Annotated in this window: 26 protein-coding genes; 9 read left to right on the top strand and 17 right to left on the bottom strand. The window is 60.4% G+C overall.

Going from position 1 to position 22639, the window contains the following annotated elements:
- Positions 1-2 precede the first annotated feature (2 nt).
- Positions 3-947: an MBL fold metallo-hydrolase gene (locus tag BUB78_RS05730; RefSeq protein WP_073195947.1), complete on the top strand. Its 945-nt coding sequence runs from the start codon at positions 3-5 to the stop codon at positions 945-947.
- Positions 948-1045: 98 nt separating this feature from the next.
- On the opposite strand, the gene BUB78_RS05725 is transcribed toward BUB78_RS05730, so the two are convergent.
- The 13 genes from BUB78_RS05725 to BUB78_RS05665 all read right to left on the bottom strand — a co-directional run bounded on the left by BUB78_RS05725 (position 1046) and on the right by BUB78_RS05665 (position 12402).
- On the bottom strand, positions 1046-2110 hold the full coding sequence (locus tag BUB78_RS05725) for a YeeE/YedE family protein (protein ID WP_073195945.1): 1065 nt from the start codon (positions 2108-2110) through the stop codon (positions 1046-1048).
- Between the two features lie 88 nt (positions 2111-2198).
- The gene (locus BUB78_RS05720) at positions 2199-2627 is read right to left on the bottom strand and encodes a DUF302 domain-containing protein (RefSeq protein ID WP_073195942.1); all 429 of its coding nucleotides are present in this window, start codon (positions 2625-2627) and stop codon (positions 2199-2201) included.
- Positions 2628-2666: 39 nt separating this feature from the next.
- Positions 2667-3935 (bottom strand): NAD(P)/FAD-dependent oxidoreductase, encoded by a 1269-nt coding sequence (locus BUB78_RS05715; RefSeq protein ID WP_073195940.1) that lies wholly within the window; start codon positions 3933-3935, stop codon positions 2667-2669.
- Positions 3936-3963: 28 nt separating this feature from the next.
- Positions 3964-4665: a c-type cytochrome gene (locus BUB78_RS05710; RefSeq protein ID WP_073195938.1), complete on the bottom strand. Its 702-nt coding sequence runs from the start codon at positions 4663-4665 to the stop codon at positions 3964-3966.
- Between the two features lie 9 nt (positions 4666-4674).
- The gene (locus BUB78_RS05705; RefSeq protein WP_073195936.1) at positions 4675-5718 is read right to left on the bottom strand and encodes a c-type cytochrome; all 1044 of its coding nucleotides are present in this window, start codon (positions 5716-5718) and stop codon (positions 4675-4677) included.
- Positions 5702-6973: a sulfite dehydrogenase gene (soxC, locus tag BUB78_RS05700; RefSeq protein ID WP_073195933.1), complete on the bottom strand. Its 1272-nt coding sequence runs from the start codon at positions 6971-6973 to the stop codon at positions 5702-5704. Before soxC ends, BUB78_RS05705 begins: the two co-directional genes overlap by 17 nt.
- A 27-nt stretch (positions 6974-7000) precedes the next feature.
- Complete coding sequence (gene soxB, locus BUB78_RS05695; RefSeq protein ID WP_073196227.1) at positions 7001-8698, bottom strand: thiosulfohydrolase SoxB; 1698 nt, start codon at positions 8696-8698, stop codon at positions 7001-7003.
- Between the two features lie 101 nt (positions 8699-8799).
- Positions 8800-9657: a sulfur oxidation c-type cytochrome SoxA gene (soxA, locus tag BUB78_RS05690; RefSeq protein WP_073195931.1), complete on the bottom strand. Its 858-nt coding sequence runs from the start codon at positions 9655-9657 to the stop codon at positions 8800-8802.
- 25 nt (positions 9658-9682) lie between these two features.
- Positions 9683-10012, bottom strand: coding sequence for a thiosulfate oxidation carrier complex protein SoxZ (soxZ, locus tag BUB78_RS05685; protein WP_073195929.1), 330 nt, complete (start codon positions 10010-10012; stop codon positions 9683-9685).
- A 24-nt stretch (positions 10013-10036) separates the two neighbouring features.
- Positions 10037-10453, bottom strand: coding sequence for a thiosulfate oxidation carrier protein SoxY (gene soxY / locus BUB78_RS05680; RefSeq protein WP_073195927.1), 417 nt, complete (start codon positions 10451-10453; stop codon positions 10037-10039).
- 40 nt (positions 10454-10493) lie between these two features.
- Entirely contained in the window at positions 10494-10964 is a 471-nt protein-coding gene (gene soxX, locus BUB78_RS05675; protein ID WP_073195925.1) for a sulfur oxidation c-type cytochrome SoxX, read from the bottom strand.
- Positions 10965-11070: 106 nt separating this feature from the next.
- Positions 11071-11649, bottom strand: a complete 579-nt coding sequence (locus BUB78_RS05670) for a thioredoxin family protein (RefSeq protein WP_073196225.1) — start codon at positions 11647-11649, stop codon at positions 11071-11073.
- Between the two features lie 15 nt (positions 11650-11664).
- On the bottom strand, positions 11665-12402 hold the full coding sequence (locus tag BUB78_RS05665; protein WP_073196224.1) for a cytochrome c biogenesis CcdA family protein: 738 nt from the start codon (positions 12400-12402) through the stop codon (positions 11665-11667).
- 80 nt (positions 12403-12482) lie between these two features.
- Here BUB78_RS05665 and BUB78_RS05660 point away from each other — a divergent pair, with 80 nt between their 5' ends.
- Genes BUB78_RS05660 through BUB78_RS05650 form a run of 3 tightly spaced genes read left to right on the top strand, consistent with a single transcriptional unit; the run spans position 12483 to position 14280 of the window.
- Positions 12483-12857 carry a hypothetical protein gene (locus BUB78_RS05660; protein WP_073195923.1) on the top strand — a complete coding sequence of 125 codons (375 nt, stop codon included), beginning with the start codon at positions 12483-12485 and terminating at the stop codon, positions 12855-12857.
- 7 nt (positions 12858-12864) lie between these two features.
- Positions 12865-13206, top strand: coding sequence for an ArsR/SmtB family transcription factor (locus BUB78_RS05655; protein WP_073195921.1), 342 nt, complete (start codon positions 12865-12867; stop codon positions 13204-13206).
- 27 nt (positions 13207-13233) lie between these two features.
- On the top strand, positions 13234-14280 hold the full coding sequence (locus BUB78_RS05650) for a YeeE/YedE family protein (RefSeq protein ID WP_073195918.1): 1047 nt from the start codon (positions 13234-13236) through the stop codon (positions 14278-14280).
- A 5-nt stretch (positions 14281-14285) separates the two neighbouring features.
- Here BUB78_RS05650 and BUB78_RS05645 read toward each other — a convergent pair whose 3' ends face one another.
- The 4 genes from BUB78_RS05645 to BUB78_RS05630 all read right to left on the bottom strand — a co-directional run bounded on the left by BUB78_RS05645 (position 14286) and on the right by BUB78_RS05630 (position 16966).
- A complete protein-coding gene (locus BUB78_RS05645) occupies positions 14286-15170 on the bottom strand; it encodes an MBL fold metallo-hydrolase (RefSeq protein WP_073196222.1) in 885 nt (294 codons plus the stop codon).
- 22 nt (positions 15171-15192) lie between these two features.
- Entirely contained in the window at positions 15193-15609 is a 417-nt protein-coding gene (locus tag BUB78_RS05640; protein ID WP_073195916.1) for a DUF6691 family protein, read from the bottom strand.
- A gap of 3 nt (positions 15610-15612) precedes the next feature.
- Entirely contained in the window at positions 15613-16053 is a 441-nt protein-coding gene (locus tag BUB78_RS05635; RefSeq protein ID WP_073195914.1) for a YeeE/YedE family protein, read from the bottom strand.
- A gap of 127 nt (positions 16054-16180) precedes the next feature.
- Complete coding sequence (locus BUB78_RS05630; RefSeq protein WP_073195912.1) at positions 16181-16966, bottom strand: IclR family transcriptional regulator; 786 nt, start codon at positions 16964-16966, stop codon at positions 16181-16183.
- Positions 16967-17147: 181 nt separating this feature from the next.
- On the opposite strand from BUB78_RS05630, the gene BUB78_RS05625 reads away from it, so the two are divergent.
- The 5 genes from BUB78_RS05625 to BUB78_RS05605 all read left to right on the top strand — a co-directional run bounded on the left by BUB78_RS05625 (position 17148) and on the right by BUB78_RS05605 (position 22637).
- Positions 17148-18665: an ABC transporter substrate-binding protein gene (locus BUB78_RS05625; RefSeq protein WP_073195910.1), complete on the top strand. Its 1518-nt coding sequence runs from the start codon at positions 17148-17150 to the stop codon at positions 18663-18665.
- Positions 18666-18797: 132 nt separating this feature from the next.
- Complete coding sequence (locus tag BUB78_RS05620) at positions 18798-19715, top strand: ABC transporter permease (RefSeq protein WP_073195908.1); 918 nt, start codon at positions 18798-18800, stop codon at positions 19713-19715.
- Positions 19716-19722: 7 nt separating this feature from the next.
- A complete protein-coding gene (locus BUB78_RS05615) occupies positions 19723-20619 on the top strand; it encodes an ABC transporter permease (RefSeq protein WP_073196221.1) in 897 nt (298 codons plus the stop codon).
- A gap of 3 nt (positions 20620-20622) precedes the next feature.
- Positions 20623-21618, top strand: a complete 996-nt coding sequence (locus tag BUB78_RS05610) for an ABC transporter ATP-binding protein (RefSeq protein WP_073195906.1) — start codon at positions 20623-20625, stop codon at positions 21616-21618.
- Complete coding sequence (locus BUB78_RS05605; RefSeq protein WP_073195904.1) at positions 21615-22637, top strand: ABC transporter ATP-binding protein; 1023 nt, start codon at positions 21615-21617, stop codon at positions 22635-22637. Before BUB78_RS05610 ends, BUB78_RS05605 begins: the two co-directional genes overlap by 4 nt.
- Positions 22638-22639: the final 2 nt, after the last annotated feature.

The following is a 22639-nucleotide window of genomic DNA, read 5'->3' as shown; positions in this document are numbered from 1 at the left end:
CGATGAAACACCTGCTTTTTGCCCTTACCCTTGCCGCCGCCCCTGCTCTGGCGAGCGAGAATATCGCCGATAAATACCCGGGCTCCCTTCTCTATGACGAACCGGTCGAGGTGATCCCCGGCGTCTGGTCCGCGATTGGCGCCACCGCGCCGCCCTCTTATGAAAACTCGGGCCATAACAACAACCTGAGCTTTATCGTCACCGGCGACGGGGTTGTCGTGATCAACGGCAGCGCCGCCTATGCCCTGGCAAAGGCCCTGCATGACGAGATCAAACGCATCACCGACCAGCCGGTAAAACTGGTGTTTAACGAAAACGGGCAGGGCCACGCCACGCTTGGGAATTCCTACTGGGCTGAACAGGGCGTGCCGATTGTCGCGCATGTCGATGCCGCCCACGAAGTTGAGGAGAACGGCGGCCCCAACCTTCAGGCGATGAAGGGCTACAATCGCGACAAGGCCGAGGGCACCACCGTGCAGGTCCCGACTGAAACCTTCAGCGACGAATATATTGTCGAAATGGGTGATTTCCGCATCGAGGCGCGCCACCTTGGCCCCGCCCACAGCCCCGGCGATATCGTGGTCTGGCTGCCCGAGCAAAGCCTTGTGATCTCGGGCGACATGGCGTTTCACGAACGCATGCTGCCGATCTTTGCCGATACCATCACCGCCGATTGGCTAGAGACTTGGGATAACGAATTCGAGGCGCTCAACGCCACCTATGTGATCCCCGGCCACGGTCACCCCACCAATATGGCGCAGGTCCGCCGTTATACCAAAGGCTATCTCGAACACCTGCGCGCCCAGATCCGGGCACATATTGACGAGGGCGGTGACCTGAGTGATGCCTATTACGTTGATCAGTCGGCCTATTCCCACCTCGACACGTTCGAAGAACTCGCCACCAAGAACGCCGGTCGGGTCTATGAACAGATGGAGTGGGAATAAGGCGCCCTGTCCTTGATCCGTAGGGTGGGTAACACCCACGCTTGCTCTGGTTTAATGCTGAGGGGCGTGGGTTTCACCCACCCTACGTGCAGCCTCGCTCAGGTGGTCGCAACCGGGACCGCGCCGCGCCCCATCACAAGATGCGTGGCCATCGCGCCGATCCACATGCAGAACACCGCGACCCAAGCGGTCAGCGCGAAAATCGCGCCTCCCGACATGCCCGCGCCCACGGCACAGCCGCCCGCAAGCATGCTGCCAAACCCCATCAGGGCCGCGCCGACAAGGTAACGCTCCATCGGGGTATCGGGGCCAAAGCGTTCGATCATCCATTCACGCGTCGCGATGGCCATGCCCGCCGCGCCGACAAACACCCCCGGCACAAGCCCGACCCCGAACCCAGGCGGCAAGCTCGTGCTGTTGACCAGCCCCATCAACGTATCCGCCGACGGGCCGGTAAAGGTCACCGACGAAATCGCCACCACCTCGAACGAGGTCTGCGCAATCATATAGGTCGCCAGCCAGCCAAAGCCGACGGCAAGCCCGACAAAGACCCCGGCAATCGCATGGCTCGCGCGCACACCGCGCATATGCGCAAGCCACAGAGCCGCCAGCAGAACCAGCCCGGCAATACCCGCCGCCAGCCCCGGACCCATACCAAGATGCGACAGGATATTGCGCGCCTCGCCGCCAGGCACCAGCCAGAGCCCGCCAAGCGCCTCGCGCACCGGGGCCAGAACCCCGCGCAAGGCCGATTGCGCGACCAGCGTCAGAACAAGACCGGTGACAATGGCCCGCAGATTTCCCGTGGCCGACAAGACCAGCAACCGGCTGGCACAGCCGCGCGCAAGGATCATGCCGGTGCCAAACATCAGCCCGCCGATGATCGCGCCAGACATGCTTCCGGTGGCGGCAAGCGGGCGCGCCTCGTTGACGTCAAGCAGGCCAAACGCGATCATCCCCTGCACCGCCATCACCCCGGCGGAAAAGGCGATCAGCCAGATCGAAAGCCGCGGCCCAAAGAGGCCCGTCGCCAGCTCAATCGAGGCCGCGCGCAGACAAAACCGCGAGTGTTGCGCCGCCGCGCCAAAGATCACCCCGACAAGCGCCCCTGCCATCATCAGGACTGCGCCATCGCCAAACCTGTCGATCAAGCCTTCAAGCATCCGAGGCCCCTTTTGCCATCCACGTCATGGGATAGCCCGGTTCGGGCGAAAAGACCTTGACCTGCGTCAAGCCCCGCGCAAACAGACCCTATTCCAGCGCGCTTTTCACGATACCGTCCAAAAGCGCCTCGACCTTCTGCATCTCGCCCTCTGGATAGGTGCGATGGCCGATCACCACCTCGCCATCCCGGTCGGCCACGAAAATGCTATAAGGACAATGGGCGATGTTCATCGGGTTGACCTCCATCACCTCGCGCGACACCTGCGCCGAGCAGAACAGAAAGATGTCGGCGGCATCGAAGATCTTGACGTCGCTGCCCACATCGGCGCCAGTGCGGTTCAGCATCTCGCCAACATGGCTTGTGAAATCAATCACAAGCCCCTCGCCGACAATGGCGTTTTCCACTGCAAAGGTGGCATCCTCAAAGCTGCCGTTAAAGGGCGTGGTCACAACCTCTTGCGCCATGGCCGGAACAGCCATCATTCCGAGTATCGCGGCAAAAACTGTCTGTTTCATGGTCTCTCTCCTTGGGTGAAAATCGGCGCCCGCAAGCGCCTAGCCGAACATGTCGGCGGTGATGCCTGCGTACCAGCCAATCGATTCCTCATAGGTCGCCTTGCGCGTCGCGGCATCTTCGCCGTTTTGCGAAATGAACCCGTCGACCTTGGCGATCTTCTCGGCCGTCGCCTCATAGGTTGCGCCCACCTTGACGCCATCATCGGTATCAATCAGCGACCAGCAGGTATTGGTAAACTTGGCCGGGAACACCTTGGACCCGGTCAATGCTCCGCGCACCGCCATGGCACAGACCTTGGCCTGACTGTTGGCGGCAAAGCCCGATTTGGGCATGTCGCCCTGCGCGGCCGCATCGCCAAGCACATGCACATCCGGGTCGACCTTGGTCGATAGATCGGCGGCATTGACCGGCACCCAATTGCCATCGGTGACACCGGCAATATCGGCAATCCGCCCGGCCTTTTGCGCCGGGATCACGTTGCAGACGTCGACCTTTTCGACCATCCCGTCGATATCAATCGTCATATCATCGGGATTGACCGACACATTGGTGCCGCCAAAATCCGGGCCGATCCGCTCGATCATGCCGGTATAGTGACTTTGCCAGCCCTCCTCGAACAGCCCCTGCTTGGAAAACTTTTCCTTCGGGTCGATCACGAGAATCTTGGCGCTCGGGTTGATCTGCTTGAGAACATGTGCCACCATCGACACCCTCTCATAAGGGCCCGGCGGACAGCGATAGGGGTTGGGCGGCGCGACCATCGCAAAGGTGCCGCCCTCCGGCATCGCCGCGATCTGCGCTTTCAAAAGCTCGCTCTGCGATCCGGCCTTATAGGCATGTGGCATGACGTTCTGCGCGGCCACACTCCAACCCGGCACGGCGTCTTCGACGAAATCAATGCCCGGGCTCAGGATAAGCTTGTCATAAGACAGCTGCGCGCCGCCGGCGAGGGTCACGGTCTTGCCCGCGCGATCCACGTCAATCGCCCAGTCATGCACCACGTTGATCCCGTATTTGGCCGCCAGCGTGCCATAGGTATGCGAGATATCCTCAAGATCGGTAAAGCCCGCGATATAGAGGTTGGAAAAGAAGCAGGTGAAATAGCTGCGCGATGGTTCGACAAGAGTAACGTCAATCGCGCCCTTGCTGTCCTTGGCGAGATAGCGCGCCACGGTGGCCCCCCCTGCCCCGCCGCCGATCACCACCACCCGCGGTTTGCCATGGCCATCGGCCAAAACCGCCGGTGCAGACAAGGTCGCAGCCGCAGCCGCCCCCGCTCCAATAAACTTGCGTCGGTTCAACTTCATCACTTTTCCTCCCTTAAACGCCCTCGATTTAGTCGAGGGCCCCGAAATAGGCCGCAAGTGCGGCAATCTCTTCGTTTGAAAGCCGCCCGGCCATCATCTGCATCACCGGATGCGAGCGTAGTTTCGCCTTATAGGCGTGCATGGCAACCACGAAATCATCTTCTGGCCAATGTGTGATCGACGGAATGCCGTTGGCGCTGCCGTCGATCTGATGGCAACTTACGCATTCGCTGCTTAGGTATTCGCCATATTCCGGGTCGCCCTGAAGCGCGAGAATTTCGGGTGCAACGGAATGGTCCGTGCCACGCGCGGTTGGCGCCGCCTCGGGGATGTTCTGCGGATTGTCGGAAAACCGGCGCAGATAGGCCAGAAGATCGGCGCGCTCTTGAGCATCGTCCAACCCGTCAAAGCTCATCCGGGTTTTCGACACCAATGCACGCGGATTGGCTATATAGGCATCAAGCCGCGACAAATCCCAGACCAGCCCGTCAACGCCTGCGCGCTTCATCGAGGCGGAATAGGCAAAACCGTCGTGCGCGGCGGCGGGCCGTCCGAACAACCCGTTAAGATGCGGCCCGATGGCGTCTTGCGCGCCCTTGCCGATCTCATGACAGCCGCTGCACATTTCAAAAATTCCGGCCCCGGCCTCGGCGTCACCGATGGCCTCTGACCGCGCTGTCCCTGCCGCGAAAATCACGGCAAGGACGAGGGTTAGAAACCGTTGGGGCATGATCAGCCCCTAGTCGGCGAAGCTGGACAGATAAGCGGCAATCGCGGCCTGATCTTCCTCGGATTTAAGCCCTGCAAAACCCATTTTCGTGCCTTTCATGTAACCGCGCGGATTGGCCAAAAACGCCGAAATAGTCTCTTCGTTCCACACCAGCCCCTCGTCGGCCTTGGCCTTGAGCGCCTTTGAATACTTGAACCCCTCGACAGACCCGGCCGCACGGCCCATGACACCGTTAAGCTGTGGCCCGGCCCGATCCTTGGCACCTTCGCCCACCTGATGGCAAGCCTTGCATTTCTTGAACACCTTTTCACCGGCTTCAATCAGCGCCGGATCGACGGCGGCAACTTCGGGTTCCGGCGCGGGCTCCGGTTCTGCAACAGCAACCGCAACCGGCTCTGCCTCAACCGGGGCCGCTTCGGCCTCTTCCACATCCGGGGTCACGTCAAGCACGCGGGCGCGCATGGTGATCTTGACCTCTTCCTTGCAGTTTTCCATGCAAGGCTCGCCCGTCCATTTTGGATATTCGGTCTCGGCGCGGTCATCGACGATAAAGCCATCGGCATTGGGCATCTCGACCTCGGTGAAATTCTCGTGGCTCAGGGTAAAGTCCTCATCCACGAGATTGTTGGAATAAAGGATATAGGCAGTGATGGCGTAAACCTCGTCAGCGCTCAGGCTTTGCGCATTGCCAAACGGCATCGAGCGGTTGACGTAATCCCAGACCGTCGAAAGATAGGGCCAGTATGACCCGACCGTCTTGAGCGGATCTTCGTGGTCAAGCGTATCCCAGCCCCCGGCAAGTTTAGGCCAATTGCCGACACCTTCGGCGAAATCCCCGTGACAGACGGCGCAATTCTCCGAAAACACCTCGTCGCCGGTCCAGACATCGCCCGACCCTTCAGGCAAACCGCGCCCATCGGGCATTACCTTGACATCCCACGCCGCGATTTCCTCGGGCAGCGCGGGGCGGCCAAGACCAAATTCCCCGGCAAAAACGGCGGTGGCACTGATGGCAAAGCCGGCGGCAAGGGTGAATTTAAGAAACTTCGACATTCTCTGCCTCCCCGTTGGGCTTGACCCACCATGTCTGAATGCAATTGTTGTGATAGATCGAGTTGAGTCCACGCACCTCGCGCAGCTGTGTCTTGGTCGGCTGAACATAGCCGGTCTCGTCCATGGCGCGGCTCTGCAACAGCATCTCTGTGCCGTCCCACGTGGTATCAAGATAGAACCGCGTCAGCGCCATTTTCTCGCCGGGCTTGGCAAGGCGGGCGGTTTCCCATGTCTTGCCGCCGTCCTTGGATACATCCACCCGTGTGATGGCTCCCCGACCTGACCATGCCAGGCCGGAGATCACCAAAGGCCCGGTTCCGTGAGTGATGGGCGCTTGCGGGCTGGGCGATGTCACGACAGATTTCGCATCCATCTCCCATGTCCATTTGCGGCTGGTGCCGTCTTCCAATGTGTCGGTGTATTTGCTGGTTTCTTCGCGGCTCTGCACGGCGGCATCGGTCACTTCGATCCGGCGCAGCCACTTGACCCACATATTGCCTTCCCAGCCGGGCACGACAAGACGCACAGGGTATCCGTGTTCCTTGCGCAACGCCTCGCCATTGGCCTTGAACGCGACAAGCACGTCATCAAGCGCCTTTTCCATCGGAATAGAGCGCCCGTTCGACGACGCATCGGCGCCCTCGACGTAAACCCATTTACCCTCGGTCTTGACGCCCGCCTCTTCCAGGATCGTGCGCAGCGGCACGCCGGTATATTCCATGTTGTGGATCATGCCATGGGTGAACTGCGCGCCGTTCAATTGTGCGCCGGCCCATTCCATCCCGGTATTGGCCGCACATTCACAGAAATAGACGTGGTTTTCGCGCGGGAACCGCTCAAGATCTGCATAACTAAACACCAGCGGGGTATCGACAAGCCCGTTGATCATCAGGCGGTAATCTTCCTTGGCAAGCTCGATCGCGCCGGAATGGTGCCGCTCAAACGCACAGCCCTGCGGCGTGATCGTGCCATCAAGCGCATGGATCGGCGTAAAGTTGATCGAGCTGATCGTATCCGCCGTCAGCCAGTCAACATTGCGCCGCACCACGTCGTTTTCAAACTGGATCGGCAGGCCATAGGGCGTGACGTCAACGCCTTCGCCAAGGCCCTGCGCCCAGGGCTGTGGCTCGGTGATCAACGGATCGGGCGTGGCCGCCTTGGCCGCACCGGCCGCAAGCGCACCGGCCCCCGCCGCTGCCGCCCCGCGCAGAAACCCGCGCCGCGATGTGGATTTGCCTTTGAAGGTCTCGGACATGTTACATGCCTCCTTTCAGCATAGACTTTAGGCGCCAATCACTTTGACGCTGTTATTGGGTTCAACGCGCACAGTGCCCTGTTTGCGGATATGGCTTTCGACGACATCCCAGATCTGCGGTCCTTCGGTGCCCTCGTTGACCGAGGCCCAGCCGGCAACCTGATAGGTCTTGGAGGCATCAAGCGCCTCGCCGGTTTTCAACAGGGTCATATCGGTGATCCGGCTGCCCTGCGGTTTGGTGATATCAATTCGATAGCCAAGCCCGCCAAGCCGCACCATATCGCCGCCCTGCTGGTAATAGGGGTCGGGATTGAACAGGTTGTCGGCGACATCCTCAAGGATGACATGGATAAACTCGCCGGTCATTTCGGTGCGATACGCCCGGCCATAGGTCATCGAGGTCACGTTCCAGATATCCTCGCGGGTGATATCCTGCCCCGGCAGGATCGACGGACCCCACCGCACACCGGGCGACATGGCGATATCGGCCTCGCGCTCGCTGATCAGGGCGTCACAGATAAGATCATCCCAGGTGCCGTTGAAATTGCCGCGTCGGTACAAAAGGCTCTCGCTCTGGCCGATCACCTCACTCAGCTCTGCCATATAAGGCGCGCGCTGTGCGTCGATCACCTCGGTGACCGCCTTGTCCGGCTCGATCACATCGCTGAAAATCGGGATAAGCTTGTGGCGGAACCCCATCATCCGGCCGTCGCGCACATCAAGATCGACGCGGCTGACGAATTTGCCGTTCGACCCGCTGGCGACGATGATCGTCTCGCCAACCAAAACCGGCTCGGGCAAGGCATCATGGGTGTGCCCCGACAGGATCACGTCAATGCCCGTAACCTTGCCGGCCATCTTCTTGTCGACGTCAAAACCGTTATGGCTGAGCACGACGACCAACTCGGCGCCCTTGGCGCGCACTTCGTCAACCATCGCCTGCATGTTCTCGTCGCGGATACCAAAGCTGTATTCCGGGAACATCCAGCCGGGGTTGGCAATCGGCATGTAAGGAAAGGCCTGCCCGATCACGGCAACATTGACGCCGCCACGCTCGAAGAACTTGTAAGGCGGGAAGATATCAACCGGCTCGTCCCATTCCGCGTCAAAGATATTCTGGCCAAGGGCGGCAAAGGGCAATCCCTCGACAATCTCCTGCACGCGCTCTGACCCAAGCGTGAATTCCCAGTGAAAGGTCATCGCGTCGGGCTTCAATGCGTTCATCACGTTGACCATGTCCTGACCTTCGGTCTGGTAACAGGTGTAAGAGCCGTGCCATGTGTCGCCGCCATCCAGCAGGATCGCATCAGGGCGGTCGGCGCGAATCGCGTTGATCACGGTCGACACCCGGTCAAGCCCGCCAACCCGGCCATAGGCCTGCGCAAGCGCCGAAAAATCGCCCGAGCTCAGCGCGTAATGCGAGGGGCTACCGTCGTCGATGCCATACATCTTGCGGAAGTCGGCGCCGGTGACATGCGGCACCTGCCCCTTGTTGTCGCCCACGCCGATATTGATCGACGGCTCGCGGAAATAGATCGGTTTCATCTGCGCGTGAATGTCGGTGATATGGATCAGCGACACATTGCCAAAGGTATCAAACTGCAAAAGCTGATCTTGAGTCAGCGCCTGTTGCGCCGCAACCTTGGCCCACTGACCAAAGGACGACCCGCCCAGAATGGCCGAAGCCGCCATGCTCGTCTGAAGAAAATCACGCCGCGAGATCATATCGGACCCTTCCACATCCCGCACAGGTTACATGCGGTTTTTTGAATGTTTATCACCAAAGAAAACCCCGCCCGACAAAACGTCAGGCGGGGCCTTTGGATTTAGTTTCTGATCGACGGTCCTTCGACCGAAAGACCGTTGCCGCGCGAGGCGACATAAAGCTCAAGCGCGATGAACTCGGGGCTGCCCGGCGAAAAGGTCTCGGCGCGGGTGTCGCGCACACAGCCCTTGAAGCGCGCATGGACCGCGTTCAGCTTGGTGTTCTTGAGACGATAGGTCGGAAAGCCGTTGATCTGGCCCTGGCTCAGGTGATCCGCGCGGATCATCTTGCCATAGCTGTCCTCGTGGCAATTCGCACAAGACAGCTCAAGCTGACCGGTGCGGGTGTAATAGAGCTCTTTGCCCTGCTCCCAGGTCGACTGCACCGGGCCGTCAATCGCAACATTCACCGGCATCCCGCGCGAAACCGAGGCCAAAAGCGCGGTCATGTTGACCATGTCACCGCCGGTGTACTTCCACTTTTCGGCGCCCATCTGGTTTTCACGGCAATCGTTGATCTGCATTTCCAGAGTACGCACTTCGCCAGCGGTCTCGTTCCATTTGGGATAGACCGCGCGCACGCCCTTCATGCTTTCATCGGCGGCGCCGTGACAGCTTGCGCATGACTTGCCCTCACTGCCCTCTGCCGTGTCCCAGGCTTCTTGTGCCTGCTCGACAAAGATCATGCCCGGATTGTCGAAATCATCCGCCTGCATCGCGCGGGTCTCGGTGCCGCGGAAATGCCAGCCGGAATAGATCTCGTCCATTGCATCCGAAAGATGCGCCGGGGCCGCCGTACGGGTGACCATCTCGATTTCTTCGTTGACGATCAGCGTGTCTTCGACCGGATCGGCAAATGCCGATCCCGCCGCAATCACGCCGACGCTCATCAGAGCCGTCCAAAGATTTGTTTTTCTCATTCTCATCCCTCCCTGACGATTTGCCTTATTTCAACGCGATTTTCTTGGCTTCCTCATAGACAGAGCCGTCGTCGTCGTACCAGGTGAACTTGAACTCACCGGCCTCGGGCACGGTGGCCTCGAATTCGAAATAAGGGTTGGTGGAAATCGCGGGCTCCATCTTTACATCGACAACGCTCTGCCCGTTAAACTCACAGGTAAAGCGGTTGATGATCGAGCGCGGGATAACATTGCCGTCCGCGTCTTTGCGCTGACCGGATTCCATCGCGTGGTTGATCAGGGTCTTGATCGTCACTGCATCGCCAGCAGCGGCGGATTTCGGAACCTTGACGCGGGGTTTGACGTCTTGTGCCATTGTCGTGTCTCCTTGAGATATGCCTTAGCCGCCGCAGCCGCCGATTGTGACCTTGACGTTGCTCGATGCCTGAACGAACGAGCCGTCCGCCATCTTGGCAATCGCCACCACGTCCTGCGTGCCGGCAAGGCGGATGCGTGTCGACGCCGCCTGCGACGCCGCAAGTGCGCCAAAGGTAAAGGTCGCCACACCCGGTGTCGGGTTGCCGGTGGCCAGCACCATGATCTCGCTCGCGCCGGGGGCGGAAACCTCGATCGGAACGGTGTTGCCGTTTTCCGCGATCTCGGGCGCGGTCAGGGTGATGCCACCCTCGCCAATCGCCGCGCCGCCGGTGAAGGCCGCGATTGCGTCCTCGGCGGCTGCCGTGGCCCGCAGGGGCAGACCAAAGGCCACGAACGCCCCTGCCCCCATAACCATAACTTTCCGTCTGGTCAGTGTCATTGTGTCAAACTCCTGATCTCATTCATCCCGCAGGGGACGGTCATTCCTTAAGGGTCACCAGATAGGCAACCACATCTTCAATCTGCTGCGCCGTCAAAAGCGGGCCGAACGTGTCGTCGGGCGCCTCGCCGGTATAGGCGTTGCCGGGGCGGATAAAACCTTCGGTCTTGTAGAAAGACGGCATCATCGACTCCGGAAACATCATCTTGGCATTGGCGACAATGCCGCGCAGTTCCTCTTCGCTCCAGCGTTCGCCGGCACCGTCAAGCGACGGACCGATCTCGCCCTGAAACGGAACATCGGCAAGATCGCTGACCTGATGACAGGCGACGCAATTGCCAAGGGACTTGTTGCCGACAACCTCGCGGCCGCTGGCCGCATCGCCGGGCATGCCCGACAAAGATTGACTGACACTGCCATCCTCGAATTTGACGTCGGTGGGTGCCACCTCGGCGGCGGATACCGCAAAGCCCGTACAGACCAGCGCCATCGTAATAAATGATCGTTTCATGCGTCCTCCCTCAACACATTCAGATTTCCGTATATCATAGGACACAATCGCGTGACCAAACAACAATAAATTCTAATTTTTGAATTTATTGCTAATTTTCCCCGGCTCAATCCCCCAGATCAACCGTGCGTTCCCTGATCCGGCGGGCGTGGTAGCGCTGAAAATCTTCCTCTGAATCAAGCGCGTACCGTTCCTCGTTTACCCAGGTCAACAGATCGAGCGTGGTGCCCGCCTCAAATGCGCCCGGCATCACCGCCACAGCCGCCTGTGCGGCGGTTTTGCCCTCGGGCACCTCTTGCGGCATGAACAGAATCGATGGGGTGAACATTATTCCCCACTTGCGCATGGCATCGCGCTGCGACAATTCCTCGCCGTCAAAGTCGATCAGCTCGGCAGCGCCGTAAAGGTCAAGCTGCACCACAAAGAAGTTCTCGCGGATATAGCTGTCGATCACCGGCAGCGGAAAAACATCCCTGTGCATCCGCTCGCAATAGATACAGCCGCGTTGCTCGATCAGGAGCATCAGGCGCTTGCCCTCGGCGTTTGCCTCGTCCAGATCCTCGCGCAGATCCTTGAAGGTCTCACGCATCCAGTCGGTCTTGTGCAGCCCGTCATCGCCAAGCTCGGCCGCCATCACCGGCACCGCCAGACAGAGCGCCGCAATCATTGTCAGAAACCGTTTCATCATTCCCTCCACATCCTAGATATTCTGAAACGCCGGAAAGGCCTCCAGCATCCATTGGGCAATGTAATTCACACTATCGGTGGCAATCAGCGCCGCAAAGACCAGCATCAAAAGCCCCATCGCCTTTTCCACCTTGGGCAGATGCCGCCGGAACTTTGACGCAAACCGCAGAAACGGCCCGATGAACAGCGAGGCGACCATGAACGGCGTCGTCATCGCAAAGCCGAACACAAGCAAAAGGCCCAGCCCCTTAAGCGCCGTCGCCTCGGCACTCGCTGTAAACACCACCGCCGTGAGAACGCCGCCAACGCAAGGCGTCCAACCGGCGGCAAAGGCGAACCCCACCACATAGGCGCCCAGTACCGACATGTTCCTGGTGTCACCCGCATCCATCTGGAACACCCGGTTCAGAAACCCGATCCGCAGCACACCAAGAAAATGCAGCCCCATGACCAAGACCACCAGCGCGGCAAATAGCCGAAACTCGGTCTGAAACCCGCGAAACACCTGGCTAAGCCCAAAGGCCGCCGCCCCGAGCAATACGAAAACCGTGATGATTCCCGCCGAAAACATCACCGAGGCCGCAAAGGCCCGGCGCCGCACACCGGGCGCCAGCTTGCCCTCGGCGCTGATCTCGGACATCGAAGCGCCCGCCATGTAGCTCAGGTAAAACGGCACAATCGGCAAAACGCAGGGCGAGAAAAAGACGATGAGACCGCCCAGAAACGCGCTTAAGATCGAGACGTCGAACATCGGGGCCTCCTCTGATGGCTTGCTTGGCCAACACATTCAAACTATCATATGTTTTAGAGCACCCGTCAATCGGAACCCACATGCGCCAATTGCTTGCCACGATCCTCATTCTGCTGGCGCTCGCCCTGCCCGGCGCGGCGCGGGCGGTTGATCTTGTGATGGTCGAGCGTGCGGGCTGTCACTGGTGCGAACGCTGGAACACCGAGATCGCGCATATCTATCCCAAGACCCGCGAAGGCAAACTTGCCCCGCTGCGCCGCGCCGACATTCACGACCTTCCCGAGGACGTGACCTTCAAAAGCCCGCCGGTCTTTACCCCCACCTTCGTGCTGGTCAAGGACGGGGTCGAACTTGGCCGCATCGAGGGTTACGCCAGCGAAGATTTCTTCTGGTTCCATGTCGAACAGCTTCTGGCGGCTCACCCCGAGGCCTTTGCCACAGAGGTCAACCCATGAGCGCGCCATGCTGACCCCCAACAATCAGACCAAGCGTGACCTCAACCCGCAATCGCTTGATGCGATGCTCGCAAGCGCCCACAACGCCGCCGATTTTCTCAAGGCCATTAGCCATGAAGGCCGGTTGATGATCCTCTGTCACCTCTCGACCGGCGAAAAATCCGTAACCGAGCTGGAAGCGCTTTTATCCGCCCGCCAGGCCGCCGTCTCGCAACAGCTTTCGCGCCTGCGCGTCGAGGGCCTTGTGACGCCGCGCCGCGAGGGCAAGGCGATTTATTACAGCCTGACAGATCGCCGTGCGGTCAAAATGCTCGAAATGGTGTATGATCTGTTTTGCAAACAGCCCTGATCCCGCCCACGATAATCGGAGATTCGCATGCTACACGGCATTCCTGAACCCCTGCTGATTGCCCTGATCGGCTTTGGCGGTGGCGCATTGCTTGGGCTTGCGGCGCGGATTGGCCGGTTCTGTACCCTCGGCGCGATCGAGGATTACCTCTATCAGCAAAGCGACACCCGCCTGCGCATGTGGGTGCTGGCGATCGGCGTGGCCGGGATTCTGACCTTCGGCCTTGCCGGGCTTGGCGCGGTAAACCTCTCGGCCAATATCTATTACATCACCCCCTGGTCACCGGTGATCACGGTGCTGGGCGGGCTGATGTTTGGCTATGGCATGTCGCTGGCGGGCAATTGCGGCTTTGGCGCCTTGGCGCGCTTTGGCGGCGGCGACCTGCGGTCTTTCGTGATCGTCATCGTCATGGGCATCGCCGCCTATGTCATGATGTCGGGCCCGCTTGCGCGCCTGCGCCTGATGGCAACCGAGGCCACGACACCAAGGTTAGAGACTGATAGCTACGCCCAGATCCTGTCACAGGTGACCGGCCTGCCGGTGGTCTGGGCCGGGCTTGCCCTCTCCCTCCTGATCGCCCTCGCGGCGCTTGGCTCTGCGCGCTTTCTGCGCGACCGCAAGGCGATGTTCTGGGGTATGATCGTCGGGGTCGCGGTTACCTCGGGCTGGCTCGGCAGTACCTGGGTGGCAACCCACGGCTTTTCGCCCCAACCGATCCAGTCGCATACCTTCTCCGCCCCGCTTGGCGAAACCATCCTCTTTCTGATGACCGCAAGCGGCGGCGGCCTTAGCTTTGGGGTCGGCTCGGTCTTTGGCGTTTTGGCGGGGGCATTTGGCGGCAGCCTGATCAAGGGCCACTTCCGCTGGGAGGCCTGCGAAGACCCGCGCGAATTGCGCCGCCAGATCCTTGGCGCGGTCTGCATGGGCTTTGGCGCGGTGCTGGCCTTTGGCTGTACCATCGGTCAGGGCGTCTCGGCCTTTTCGGTGCTGGCGCTGAGCGCGCCAATCACCTTTGTCGCGATCTTTATCGGCGCCGCCATCGGGTTGCGCCAATTGATCACCGGCTTTGTCTGATCAAATCAAAGCTTGTTGATCGGCACCCTGATCGCAAGATTGCCGTCCCTATCCTTGGGCAAATCCCCGGCGCGCATGTTGACCTGCAACGACGGGATGATCAGCCTCGGCACCGCCAGCGTCGCGTCGCGCTCGGTGCGGAACTTGATGAAATCCTCGCGGGTCTTGCCGCCGCCGACGTGGATGTTGTGGGCCTTTTCCTCGGCCACGGTGGTTTCCCACTGAATATCCCGTCCATTGGGGCCGTAATCGTGACACATGAACAGACGCATCTCGTCCGGCAGGCTTAGAACCTTCTGGATACTGTCATAAAGCGCACCGGCATCGCCCCCCGGAAAATCCGCCCGCGCCGAGCCGCCATCGGGCATGAACAGCGTATCGCCCACAAAGGCCGCGTCGCCGATCACATGCACCATGCAGGCCGGCGTGTGGCCGGGCGTATACATCGCGAAACACGGCATGCTGCCGATCTGATAGGTGTCGCCATCCTTGAACAGTGCGTCAAACTGGCTGCCGTCGCGCTGAAACTCGGTGCCCTCATTGAATATCTTGCCAAAGGTATCCTGCACCACCAGGATCTTGTCACCGATCCCGATCTTCCCGCCAAGCTTGTCCTGAATATAAGGTGCCGCCGACAGGTGGTCGGCATGCACATGGGTCTCGATGATCCACTCAAGCCTCAGCCCGTTCTGCTCGATATAGGCGATCATCGCATCGGCATGATCATAGGTGATCCGCCCCGCCGCCATGTCGATATCCATCACCGAATCGATCACCGCACAGGCGCGGCTTGCGGGGTCTTTCACCACATAGCTGATGGTATTGGTCGCCTCGTCAAAGAACGCCTTCACCTCGGGCTTGATACCGAGGGTCACAGGATAGTCTGTCATCATCTCATCCCTTCCCTTGCCTCTATCCTTGCCGCGCCAGAACCGCGCGCGCCGCCCGGATGCCCGCCAACAAGGCGGCCACAAAGGCAAACACCCCGGCCTGCCCGGTGCCAAGCGCCGGAAGCGCCGCACCGGGGCAAAACCCCGCAATGCCCCAGCCAAGCCCAAACACCGCCGAGCCGCCGATAAGGCGCGCATCAAGCTTGGTGTTGGTGGGCAATTGAAACGCCCCCTCAAGCATCGGCACAGGCCTGCGCCAGACGATCCGATAGCCAATAAAGGTCGTCACCAAGGCCCCGCCCATCACGAAGACAAGGCTCGGGTCCCAGGTGCCGAACAGATCGAAAAAGTTCAACACCTTCGCCGGGTTGATCATCCCCGAAATCGCAATGCCAAGACCAAAGACAAGCCCGACGATATATCCAGACAGCAACCGCATCTCTTACACCCCCAGCACATGACGAATGACATAGACCGTCGCGAAACAGACCACCATAAAGGTCGCCGTCGCCGCAAACGACCGCTTTGACAGACGCGCCATCCCGCATACCCCATGCCCCGAGGTACAGCCCGACCCGAATGTCACGCCGATCCCGACAATGAACCCGCCGATCAAAACCATCGGCAATGATACCGGCACCTCAACCACCGGCATCTCGCCCGTCAGAGCAAAGATCAACAGCGGCCCGCTGATCATCCCCGCGACCATCGCCGCGCGCCATCCCTTGTCACCCACCGTGCCTGCGGTGATCAAACCTGACAAAATCCCCGTCGCGCCCATGATTCGCCCCTGCGCCAGCATAAGCATCACCGCCGCAAGCCCGATAAGAACGCCACCCGCCAGTGACTGAAGCGGCGTAAACGCTGTCTCAAAACCCGTCATTTCCCATATCCTCTTGCCCCACCCGATCCATAGATCAGGACAATATTTCATTTTCTGAATATATGCACGGTTCGCGCAAATTCACACTGCAAACGCCCCGACCTCACGGGAATGTTGTCGCGCGCGCCTAGGCTCCGCGCTGCGACTGAAACGACGGCGAAATCGAATTAGCGGCATCCTGAAGCCTGGGCAGGATTTCCGCCACGATCCTCTCGCGATCCCAGGTATGCCCCGAGACCGAACATTGCACCGCCGCAAAGGCCCGCCCCTCGGGGCCGATAATCGGCGTGGCTACGGCCATTTCATTGAGAATCATCTGACCCTTTGAAATCGCATAGCCATCATGCACCGCGGCTTCGACGCTGGCGCGGATCGCGTCGCGGTCCAGGGTCGTGTTTGGGGTAAACGGCTTGATCGGCCAGGTCTCGACCGCCGCGCGCCGCTCGTCCTCGGGAACGGTCGCAAGCATTGCCCGCCCTGCCGAGGTCGACAGCGCCGGCAAGCGCCGCCCGATCACAGTCGCGGCGAAATAGGTGCGCTTGCACGGCAGGCGGCTGACGTAAATGATGTGATCGCCCGACATTTCCGCAAGGTTCACGGTCTCGCCAAGATCCTGACTGAGGTTGATAAGCTTGGGCATCGCCTGCCCGACAAGCGGGTCGGACCAGTAATAGGCATAGGCCATCTCAAGCCAGGCATGCGAGGGGCGAAACCGCCGCGTGCCGGGGTCTTTATCCAGCATCCCCTCGATGTGAAGCGTATTGGCAAGCCGCTGCGTGGCGCTTTTATCAAGCCCGGTGCGCGCCGCCAGTTCCGACAGCGAAAGCTCGCTATGGCTTTCATCAAACGCCCGCAAAAGCCGCAGCCCCTTGGCCAGTGACCCCACGTAAAGCGTATTCTGCTTTGTTTTCATGCGCCTCTCACAAAATCAGGGGCCCGCCCCGGTGCAGAGGGTTGACGGATGCGATTGTCATTGCCTTAATAGATCATATGGCAACACTAGGTATCATAATATAATACCTGCAGCAAGAGCCAAAAAAATGACGCGGGGCCATAATCGCGCACCACAAGACATACCAACAAGGGAGATTCCGATGAAACAATCCTGGTTCAAAAACACCATCGCCAGCGTCGCGCTGATCGCGGCAAGCGGCGCCGCATGGGCCGAAAAGGCCAATGATACCCTGCGCGTCGGCTTTACCAAAGAGCTTGAGAACGTCGACAGCTATTTCAATTCCTCGCGCGAAGGCGTCGTTTTGCAACGCGCGATCTGGGATGGCCTGGTTTACCGTGATCCGATCACCAACGAATATTCCGGCAATCTGGCCACCTCGTGGGAATGGATCGACGATGTGACCCTCGAATTCAAACTGCGCGAGGGCGTGACCTTTCACAACGGCGAGGCGTTCAACGCCGATGACGTGGTCTATACCGTCAATTTCGTTTCCAAGGAAGAAAACGGCGTCAAGACTCAGCGCAACGTGAACTGGATGAAATCCGCCGAGAAGATCGACGATTACACCGTCCGCATTCACCTCAAAGAGGCCTTTCCCGCCGCAATCGAATTTCTGTCCGGCCCGGTCTCGATGTACCCCAACGACTATTACGCCGAAGTCGGCCCAAGCGGTATGGGCCTCAACCCGGTCGGCACCGGCCCCTACAAGGTGGTGTCGGTTGTCCCCGGCCAGCATTTCGTTCTGAAAAAGAACGACGGCTATCACGATAGCCCCAAGGGCAAGGCCAGCATCACCAATGTCGATATTCGCACCATCCCGGATGTGAACACCCAGATGGCCGAACTGTTCAGCGGCTCGCTTGATCTGATCTGGCAGGTGCCCGCCGATCAGGCCGAAAAGCTGGCCCAGATGGACCAGTTTACCGTGACCAACGAATCGACCATGCGGGTCGGCTATCTCTCGATGGATGCCGCCGGGCGTTCGGGCGACACGCCGTTTACCGATGTTCGCGTGCGCCGCGCCGTGAACCACGCCATCAACCGTCAGGAGCTGGTGGATGCCCTGCTCAAGGGCAAATCCAAAGTGGTCTGGACGCCGTGTTTCCCAAGCCAGTTCGGCTGTGTTCAGGACGTCGCGACCGAGTATGAATACAACCCGGAAAAGGCCAGGGCGCTTTTGGCCGAAGCGGGCTATCCCGATGGCTTCACCACCGAGTTCTACGCCTATCGCAACCGCGAATATGCCGAGGCGATCCTCAGCTATCTCAACGCCGTGGGGATCAAGGCAGATTTCAAATACCTGCAATATTCGGCCCTGCGCGAGCTTAACATGACCGGCGACGTGCCGCTTGCCTTCCTCACCTGGGGCAGCTTCTCGATCAACGATGCCTCTGCCATGGTAAGCCAGTTCTTCAAGCACGGTTCGCTTGACGATGCGCGCGACGATCAGGTTCTCGCCGATCTCACCATCGCCGATAGCGCAACCGACGACGCCACCCGGATCGAGCATTACGGCAAAGCCATCGCCCGTATCACCGATCAGGCCTATTGGGCGCCGATGTTCTCGTACAACACCAACTATGTCTCGACCAAAGAGGTAGAGTATACGCCCACCGCCGACGAGGTGCTGCGCTTTACCACGATGACCTGGAACTAAGCGATCCGGTCTTCTGCGGGGGCGGCATGCCTGCCCCCGCGCCCTACCCTGCCTTGATCCGGGTGCCATGACGGCACCAAATCCCGCCGCCCGCGCGCATTTCTGCCCGCGCCAACCAAAGGGGCTGCCGCCGTGCTCAATTTCATCCTGAAACGCCTTGGCCTCGCCATTCTGGTGGCCTTCACTGTCTCTTTCATAAGTTTCAGCCTGCTGTTCATGGCCGGCGATCCCGCCGTCGCGCTTGCCGGTGAAACCGCCAGCGGCGAAGATATCGAGGCCCTGCGTACCCTTTACGGCTTTGACCGCCCGATGCTGGTGCAATACGGCGAATGGCTGTTTTCCGCCCTGCGCGGCGATTTCGGCGAAAGCTATTATTTCCGCCTTCCGGTCGCCTCTCTGATCGTCGACCGGCTTGGCGTGACCATGACCCTCGGCCTCTGCGGCATCACCTTCGCCCTTGTCACCGCCGTCCCCCTCGGCGTCGCCGCCGCGATCCGCCCGAATTCGATCATCGACCGGGTGGCGCTGTTCCTGTCGGTTGCGGGCCAAGCAATGCCAAGCTTCTGGTTCGGCCTGATCCTGATCGTGCTTTTCGCCATCAAACTCGGCTGGCTGCCGCCCTCGGGTGCCTCGACACCTGCGCATTTCATCATGCCGACCATCGTGCTTGGCTATTACGCCATGCCCGCGATCATGCGCCTGACGCGGGCGGGCATGCTCGACGTGCTATCGTCCGACTATATCCGCACCGCCCGCGCCAAGGGCGCGCCCGAAATGCGCGTTCTTTTCCGCCATGCCCTGCGCAACGCGATCATTCCTGTGGTGTCACTGGCGGCGGTACAGATGGGCTTTATGCTCGGCGGCTCGATCGTGGTTGAATCGATCTTCGCCCTGCACGGCGCCGGCTACCTCGCCTGGGAAAGCATCGCGCGCAACGACCTTCCCACGGTTCAGGCCCTGATCCTTGTCTTTTCGATGTTCTACATCGTCTTCACCTTTCTCGCCGATGTGCTGAACGCCTGGCTTGACCCCCGCATGCGGAGCAGCTGAGATGACCATGACCGATACCCCCGATCCCCTCCTCAAGGATATCATCGGCCCGACCCCCTCCCAGATGCTGCGCAAACGCGTTTTTGGCCACCAGGGCCTGTTGATCGGCGCCTCTGTTGTGGGCCTTTTGCTCTTGGTGGCGATCTTCGCGCCGCTGCTCGCCCCGCATGACCCTTATGCCCAGAGCCTGATGACCCGCATGCAACCGCCCGTCTTTCTCGGCGGCGATTGGGAGCATCCGCTTGGCACCGACCACCTTGGGCGCGACTACCTTTCGCGGCTGATCTATGGCGCTCGGGTGTCCCTGATGATCGGCGTGATCGCCGCGCTTATCTCGGGCGTGATCGGAACGGCAATGGGTGTCGCTGCGGGTTATTTCGGCGGGCGCGTCGATATGGTGGTGACCTTCCTGATCAACGTACGCCTGGCCATGCCGGTGGTGCTTGTGGCGCTTGCCGTGGTGGCGATCCTCGGCGGCTCGCTTCAGGTGGTGATCATGGTGCTTGGTTTCCTGCTCTGGGATCGCTTTGCCGTGGTCATGCGCGCCTCCACGCTTCAGGTGCGCAACCGCGAATATGTCGCCGCCGCCCGTGCCATCGGCGCCTCGACCCCTCGGGTGATCCTGTCCGAAATCATGCCCAATATCGCCAATAACCTGATCGTGGTGGTCACCCTTGAAATGGCCCACGCCATCCTGCTTGAGGCGGCTTTGTCGTTCCTCGGCCTCGGGGTGCAACCCCCGACCCCAAGCTGGGGCCTGATGGTCTCGGAAGGCAAGAACATGATGCTGTTCGAACCGTGGATGGTGCTGATCCCCGGCGCGGTGCTGTTTGTTCTGGTACTGGCCATCAACCTCATGGGCGACGGGCTTCGCGATGTCACCGCCCCCGAAAACCGGAGCTGAGCCATGGATAAACCCCTTCTGAGCGTCCGCAACCTGACCCTTGATATTCCGGTTGGCGGCGGCACGCTGCATGCGGTGCGCGGCATTGATTTCGACCTCAAGCGCGGCGAAACCCTCTGTATTGTCGGCGAGAGCGGCTCTGGCAAATCCCTCACTTCGCTGGCGCTGATGGGCCTTTTGGGCAAAACCATCAAACGTAACGCCGATGAGATGACGTTTGACGGCATCGACCTCACCCGCGCCAATGCCCGCACCATGCGGTCCTTGCGCGGCGCGCGCATGTCGATGATCTTTCAGGAACCGATGACCTCGCTCAACCCCGCCTATACCATCGGCGATCAGCTGACCGAGGCTCTGTTGCTGCACAAACCGGTCGGACAAGAGGCCGCGCGCGCCCGCGCCGTCGAGCTTTTGGAAAAGGTCGGCATCACCGCCGCCGCAAGCCGACTTTCGCAATATCCCCACCAGCTTTCGGGCGGTCTGCGCCAGCGGGTGATGATCGCCATGGCCCTGATGTGCGAACCCGAACTTATCATCGCCGATGAGCCGACAACCGCGCTTGACGTTACTATTCAGGCCCAGATCCTGCGCCTGCTCTATGATCTTGGCCGCGAGATGAACATGGCGATGATCCTGATCACCCATGACCTTGGCGTCGTGGCCCGCGTCGCCGACAAGGTCGCGGTGATGTATGCCGGCGAGTTGGTCGAAACCGGCTCTGCCAAAGAGGTGTTCAACACCCCGTCGCATCCCTATACCCGTGGGCTTTTGCGCTGTATCCCCCTGCCCGGCAAGACCGAACGCGGCAGCACCCTTGGCACCATTCCCGGCATCGTGCCCTCGCTGATCGGCGATGTGACGGGCTGTGCATTCCGCACCCGCTGTCCGCATGCCACGCTTGAATGCCGCGGCGATATCCCGCGCCATACCAGCGGCGGCCATGCCTTTCGCTGCATCCACGCCGACGGCAAGCTTCACGCAGAGGAGGCCACCACATGACCCCCGCCACCGCAAAATCGCCAAAACCCGAAACCGCCGCCCCCATTCTGGAACTGCGCGGCGTGACCAAGACCTATCGCGTGAAACAGGGCCTCTTTGGCAAGGCCCGCCCGCTGACGGCGGTTAACGATGTGTCGATTTCCCTGCCGCGTGGCGAGGTGCTTGGCCTTGTCGGTGAATCCGGCTGTGGCAAATCCACCCTCGCCAAGATCCTGCTCGGGCTTGAAAGCCCCACGGCGGGTCAGGTTCTGGTCGATGGTCAGGAAATCGGCGCACAGGATCGCATGACCCTCGCGCGCCGGATTCAGCCGATCTTTCAGGACCCCTATTCGTCTCTAAACCCGCGCAAAAGCATCTTTGACATCGTCTCGCTGCCGCTTCGGGTGCATCGCATCGGCGACGCGGCAAGCTGGGATAAAGAGGTGCGCAAGATCCTCGATATCGTCGGCCTTCCGGCGCGCGTGATGAACACCTTCCCAAGCCAGATGTCGGGCGGTCAGCGCCAGCGTGTCGCCATCGCCCGCGCCCTGATCATGAAGCCCGAAATCGTGATCTGCGACGAACCCACCTCGGCGCTCGATGTCTCTGTGCAAAGCCAGATTCTCAACCTCCTTGGCGATCTGCGCCGCGAATTTGGCCTCACCTACCTCTTCATCAGCCACGATCTGGCGGTGGTCGAACATCTCGCGACCCGCGTCGCGGTGATGTACCTTGGCCGCATCGTCGAAGAGGCCGAGGTCGGCGGGTTGTTCGACCATGCCCGCCACCCCTATACGCAGGCGCTTCTGAAATCCGTCCTCACGCCGGAACCGGGCCTCGGCGTGCCCGATACGCAACTTGGCATGGCCTATCCCAACCCGATTGATCCGCCCTCGGGCTGTCATTTTCATCCGCGCTGCCCCAGGGCGACGGCGTTCTGCAAAGCCACGGCCCCGCGCGCCCTTCCCACGCCTTTGGGTCATGTCGAATGCCACCTGCACGACCCGAACGGCCCGATGTTCATAGGCAAGGAGGGCTAAAA

Source organism: Roseovarius marisflavi, from assembly GCF_900142625.1.
GTDB lineage: Bacteria > Pseudomonadota > Alphaproteobacteria > Rhodobacterales > Rhodobacteraceae > Roseovarius > Roseovarius marisflavi.
The sequence above is the reverse complement of the archived record's forward strand: the minus strand, read 5'-3'. Positions and strand labels throughout refer to the sequence as shown.

Coding starts and splice junctions, on each gene's coding strand:
- BUB78_RS05660 (WP_073195923.1), top strand. CDS start 12,483: ATGCGCCAATTGCTTGCCACGATCCTCATTCTGCTGGCGCTCGCCCTG.
- BUB78_RS05635 (WP_073195914.1), bottom strand. CDS start 16,053: ATGACGGGTTTTGAGACAGCGTTTACGCCGCTTCAGTCACTGGCGGGT.
- BUB78_RS05615 (WP_073196221.1), top strand. CDS start 19,723: ATGACCGATACCCCCGATCCCCTCCTCAAGGATATCATCGGCCCGACC.
- BUB78_RS05640 (WP_073195916.1), bottom strand. CDS start 15,609: ATGCGGTTGCTGTCTGGATATATCGTCGGGCTTGTCTTTGGTCTTGGC.
- BUB78_RS05605 (WP_073195904.1), top strand. CDS start 21,615: ATGACCCCCGCCACCGCAAAATCGCCAAAACCCGAAACCGCCGCCCCC.
- BUB78_RS05710 (WP_073195938.1), bottom strand. CDS start 4,665: ATGCCCCAACGGTTTCTAACCCTCGTCCTTGCCGTGATTTTCGCGGCA.
- BUB78_RS05630 (WP_073195912.1), bottom strand. CDS start 16,966: ATGAAAACAAAGCAGAATACGCTTTACGTGGGGTCACTGGCCAAGGGG.
- BUB78_RS05715 (WP_073195940.1), bottom strand. CDS start 3,935: ATGAAGTTGAACCGACGCAAGTTTATTGGAGCGGGGGCGGCTGCGGCT.
- BUB78_RS05705 (WP_073195936.1), bottom strand. CDS start 5,718: ATGTCGAAGTTTCTTAAATTCACCCTTGCCGCCGGCTTTGCCATCAGT.
- BUB78_RS05650 (WP_073195918.1), top strand. CDS start 13,234: ATGCTACACGGCATTCCTGAACCCCTGCTGATTGCCCTGATCGGCTTT.
- soxY (WP_073195927.1), bottom strand. CDS start 10,453: ATGACACTGACCAGACGGAAAGTTATGGTTATGGGGGCAGGGGCGTTC.
- soxZ (WP_073195929.1), bottom strand. CDS start 10,012: ATGGCACAAGACGTCAAACCCCGCGTCAAGGTTCCGAAATCCGCCGCT.
- soxB (WP_073196227.1), bottom strand. CDS start 8,698: ATGATCTCGCGGCGTGATTTTCTTCAGACGAGCATGGCGGCTTCGGCC.
- BUB78_RS05625 (WP_073195910.1), top strand. CDS start 17,148: ATGAAACAATCCTGGTTCAAAAACACCATCGCCAGCGTCGCGCTGATC.
- BUB78_RS05665 (WP_073196224.1), bottom strand. CDS start 12,402: ATGTTCGACGTCTCGATCTTAAGCGCGTTTCTGGGCGGTCTCATCGTC.
- BUB78_RS05610 (WP_073195906.1), top strand. CDS start 20,623: ATGGATAAACCCCTTCTGAGCGTCCGCAACCTGACCCTTGATATTCCG.
- BUB78_RS05670 (WP_073196225.1), bottom strand. CDS start 11,649: ATGAAACGGTTTCTGACAATGATTGCGGCGCTCTGTCTGGCGGTGCCG.
- BUB78_RS05725 (WP_073195945.1), bottom strand. CDS start 2,110: ATGCTTGAAGGCTTGATCGACAGGTTTGGCGATGGCGCAGTCCTGATG.
- BUB78_RS05730 (WP_073195947.1), top strand. CDS start 3: ATGAAACACCTGCTTTTTGCCCTTACCCTTGCCGCCGCCCCTGCTCTG.
- soxA (WP_073195931.1), bottom strand. CDS start 9,657: ATGAGAAAAACAAATCTTTGGACGGCTCTGATGAGCGTCGGCGTGATT.
- soxX (WP_073195925.1), bottom strand. CDS start 10,964: ATGAAACGATCATTTATTACGATGGCGCTGGTCTGTACGGGCTTTGCG.
- BUB78_RS05645 (WP_073196222.1), bottom strand. CDS start 15,170: ATGACAGACTATCCTGTGACCCTCGGTATCAAGCCCGAGGTGAAGGCG.
- BUB78_RS05720 (WP_073195942.1), bottom strand. CDS start 2,627: ATGAAACAGACAGTTTTTGCCGCGATACTCGGAATGATGGCTGTTCCG.
- BUB78_RS05655 (WP_073195921.1), top strand. CDS start 12,865: ATGCTGACCCCCAACAATCAGACCAAGCGTGACCTCAACCCGCAATCG.
- soxC (WP_073195933.1), bottom strand. CDS start 6,973: ATGTCCGAGACCTTCAAAGGCAAATCCACATCGCGGCGCGGGTTTCTG.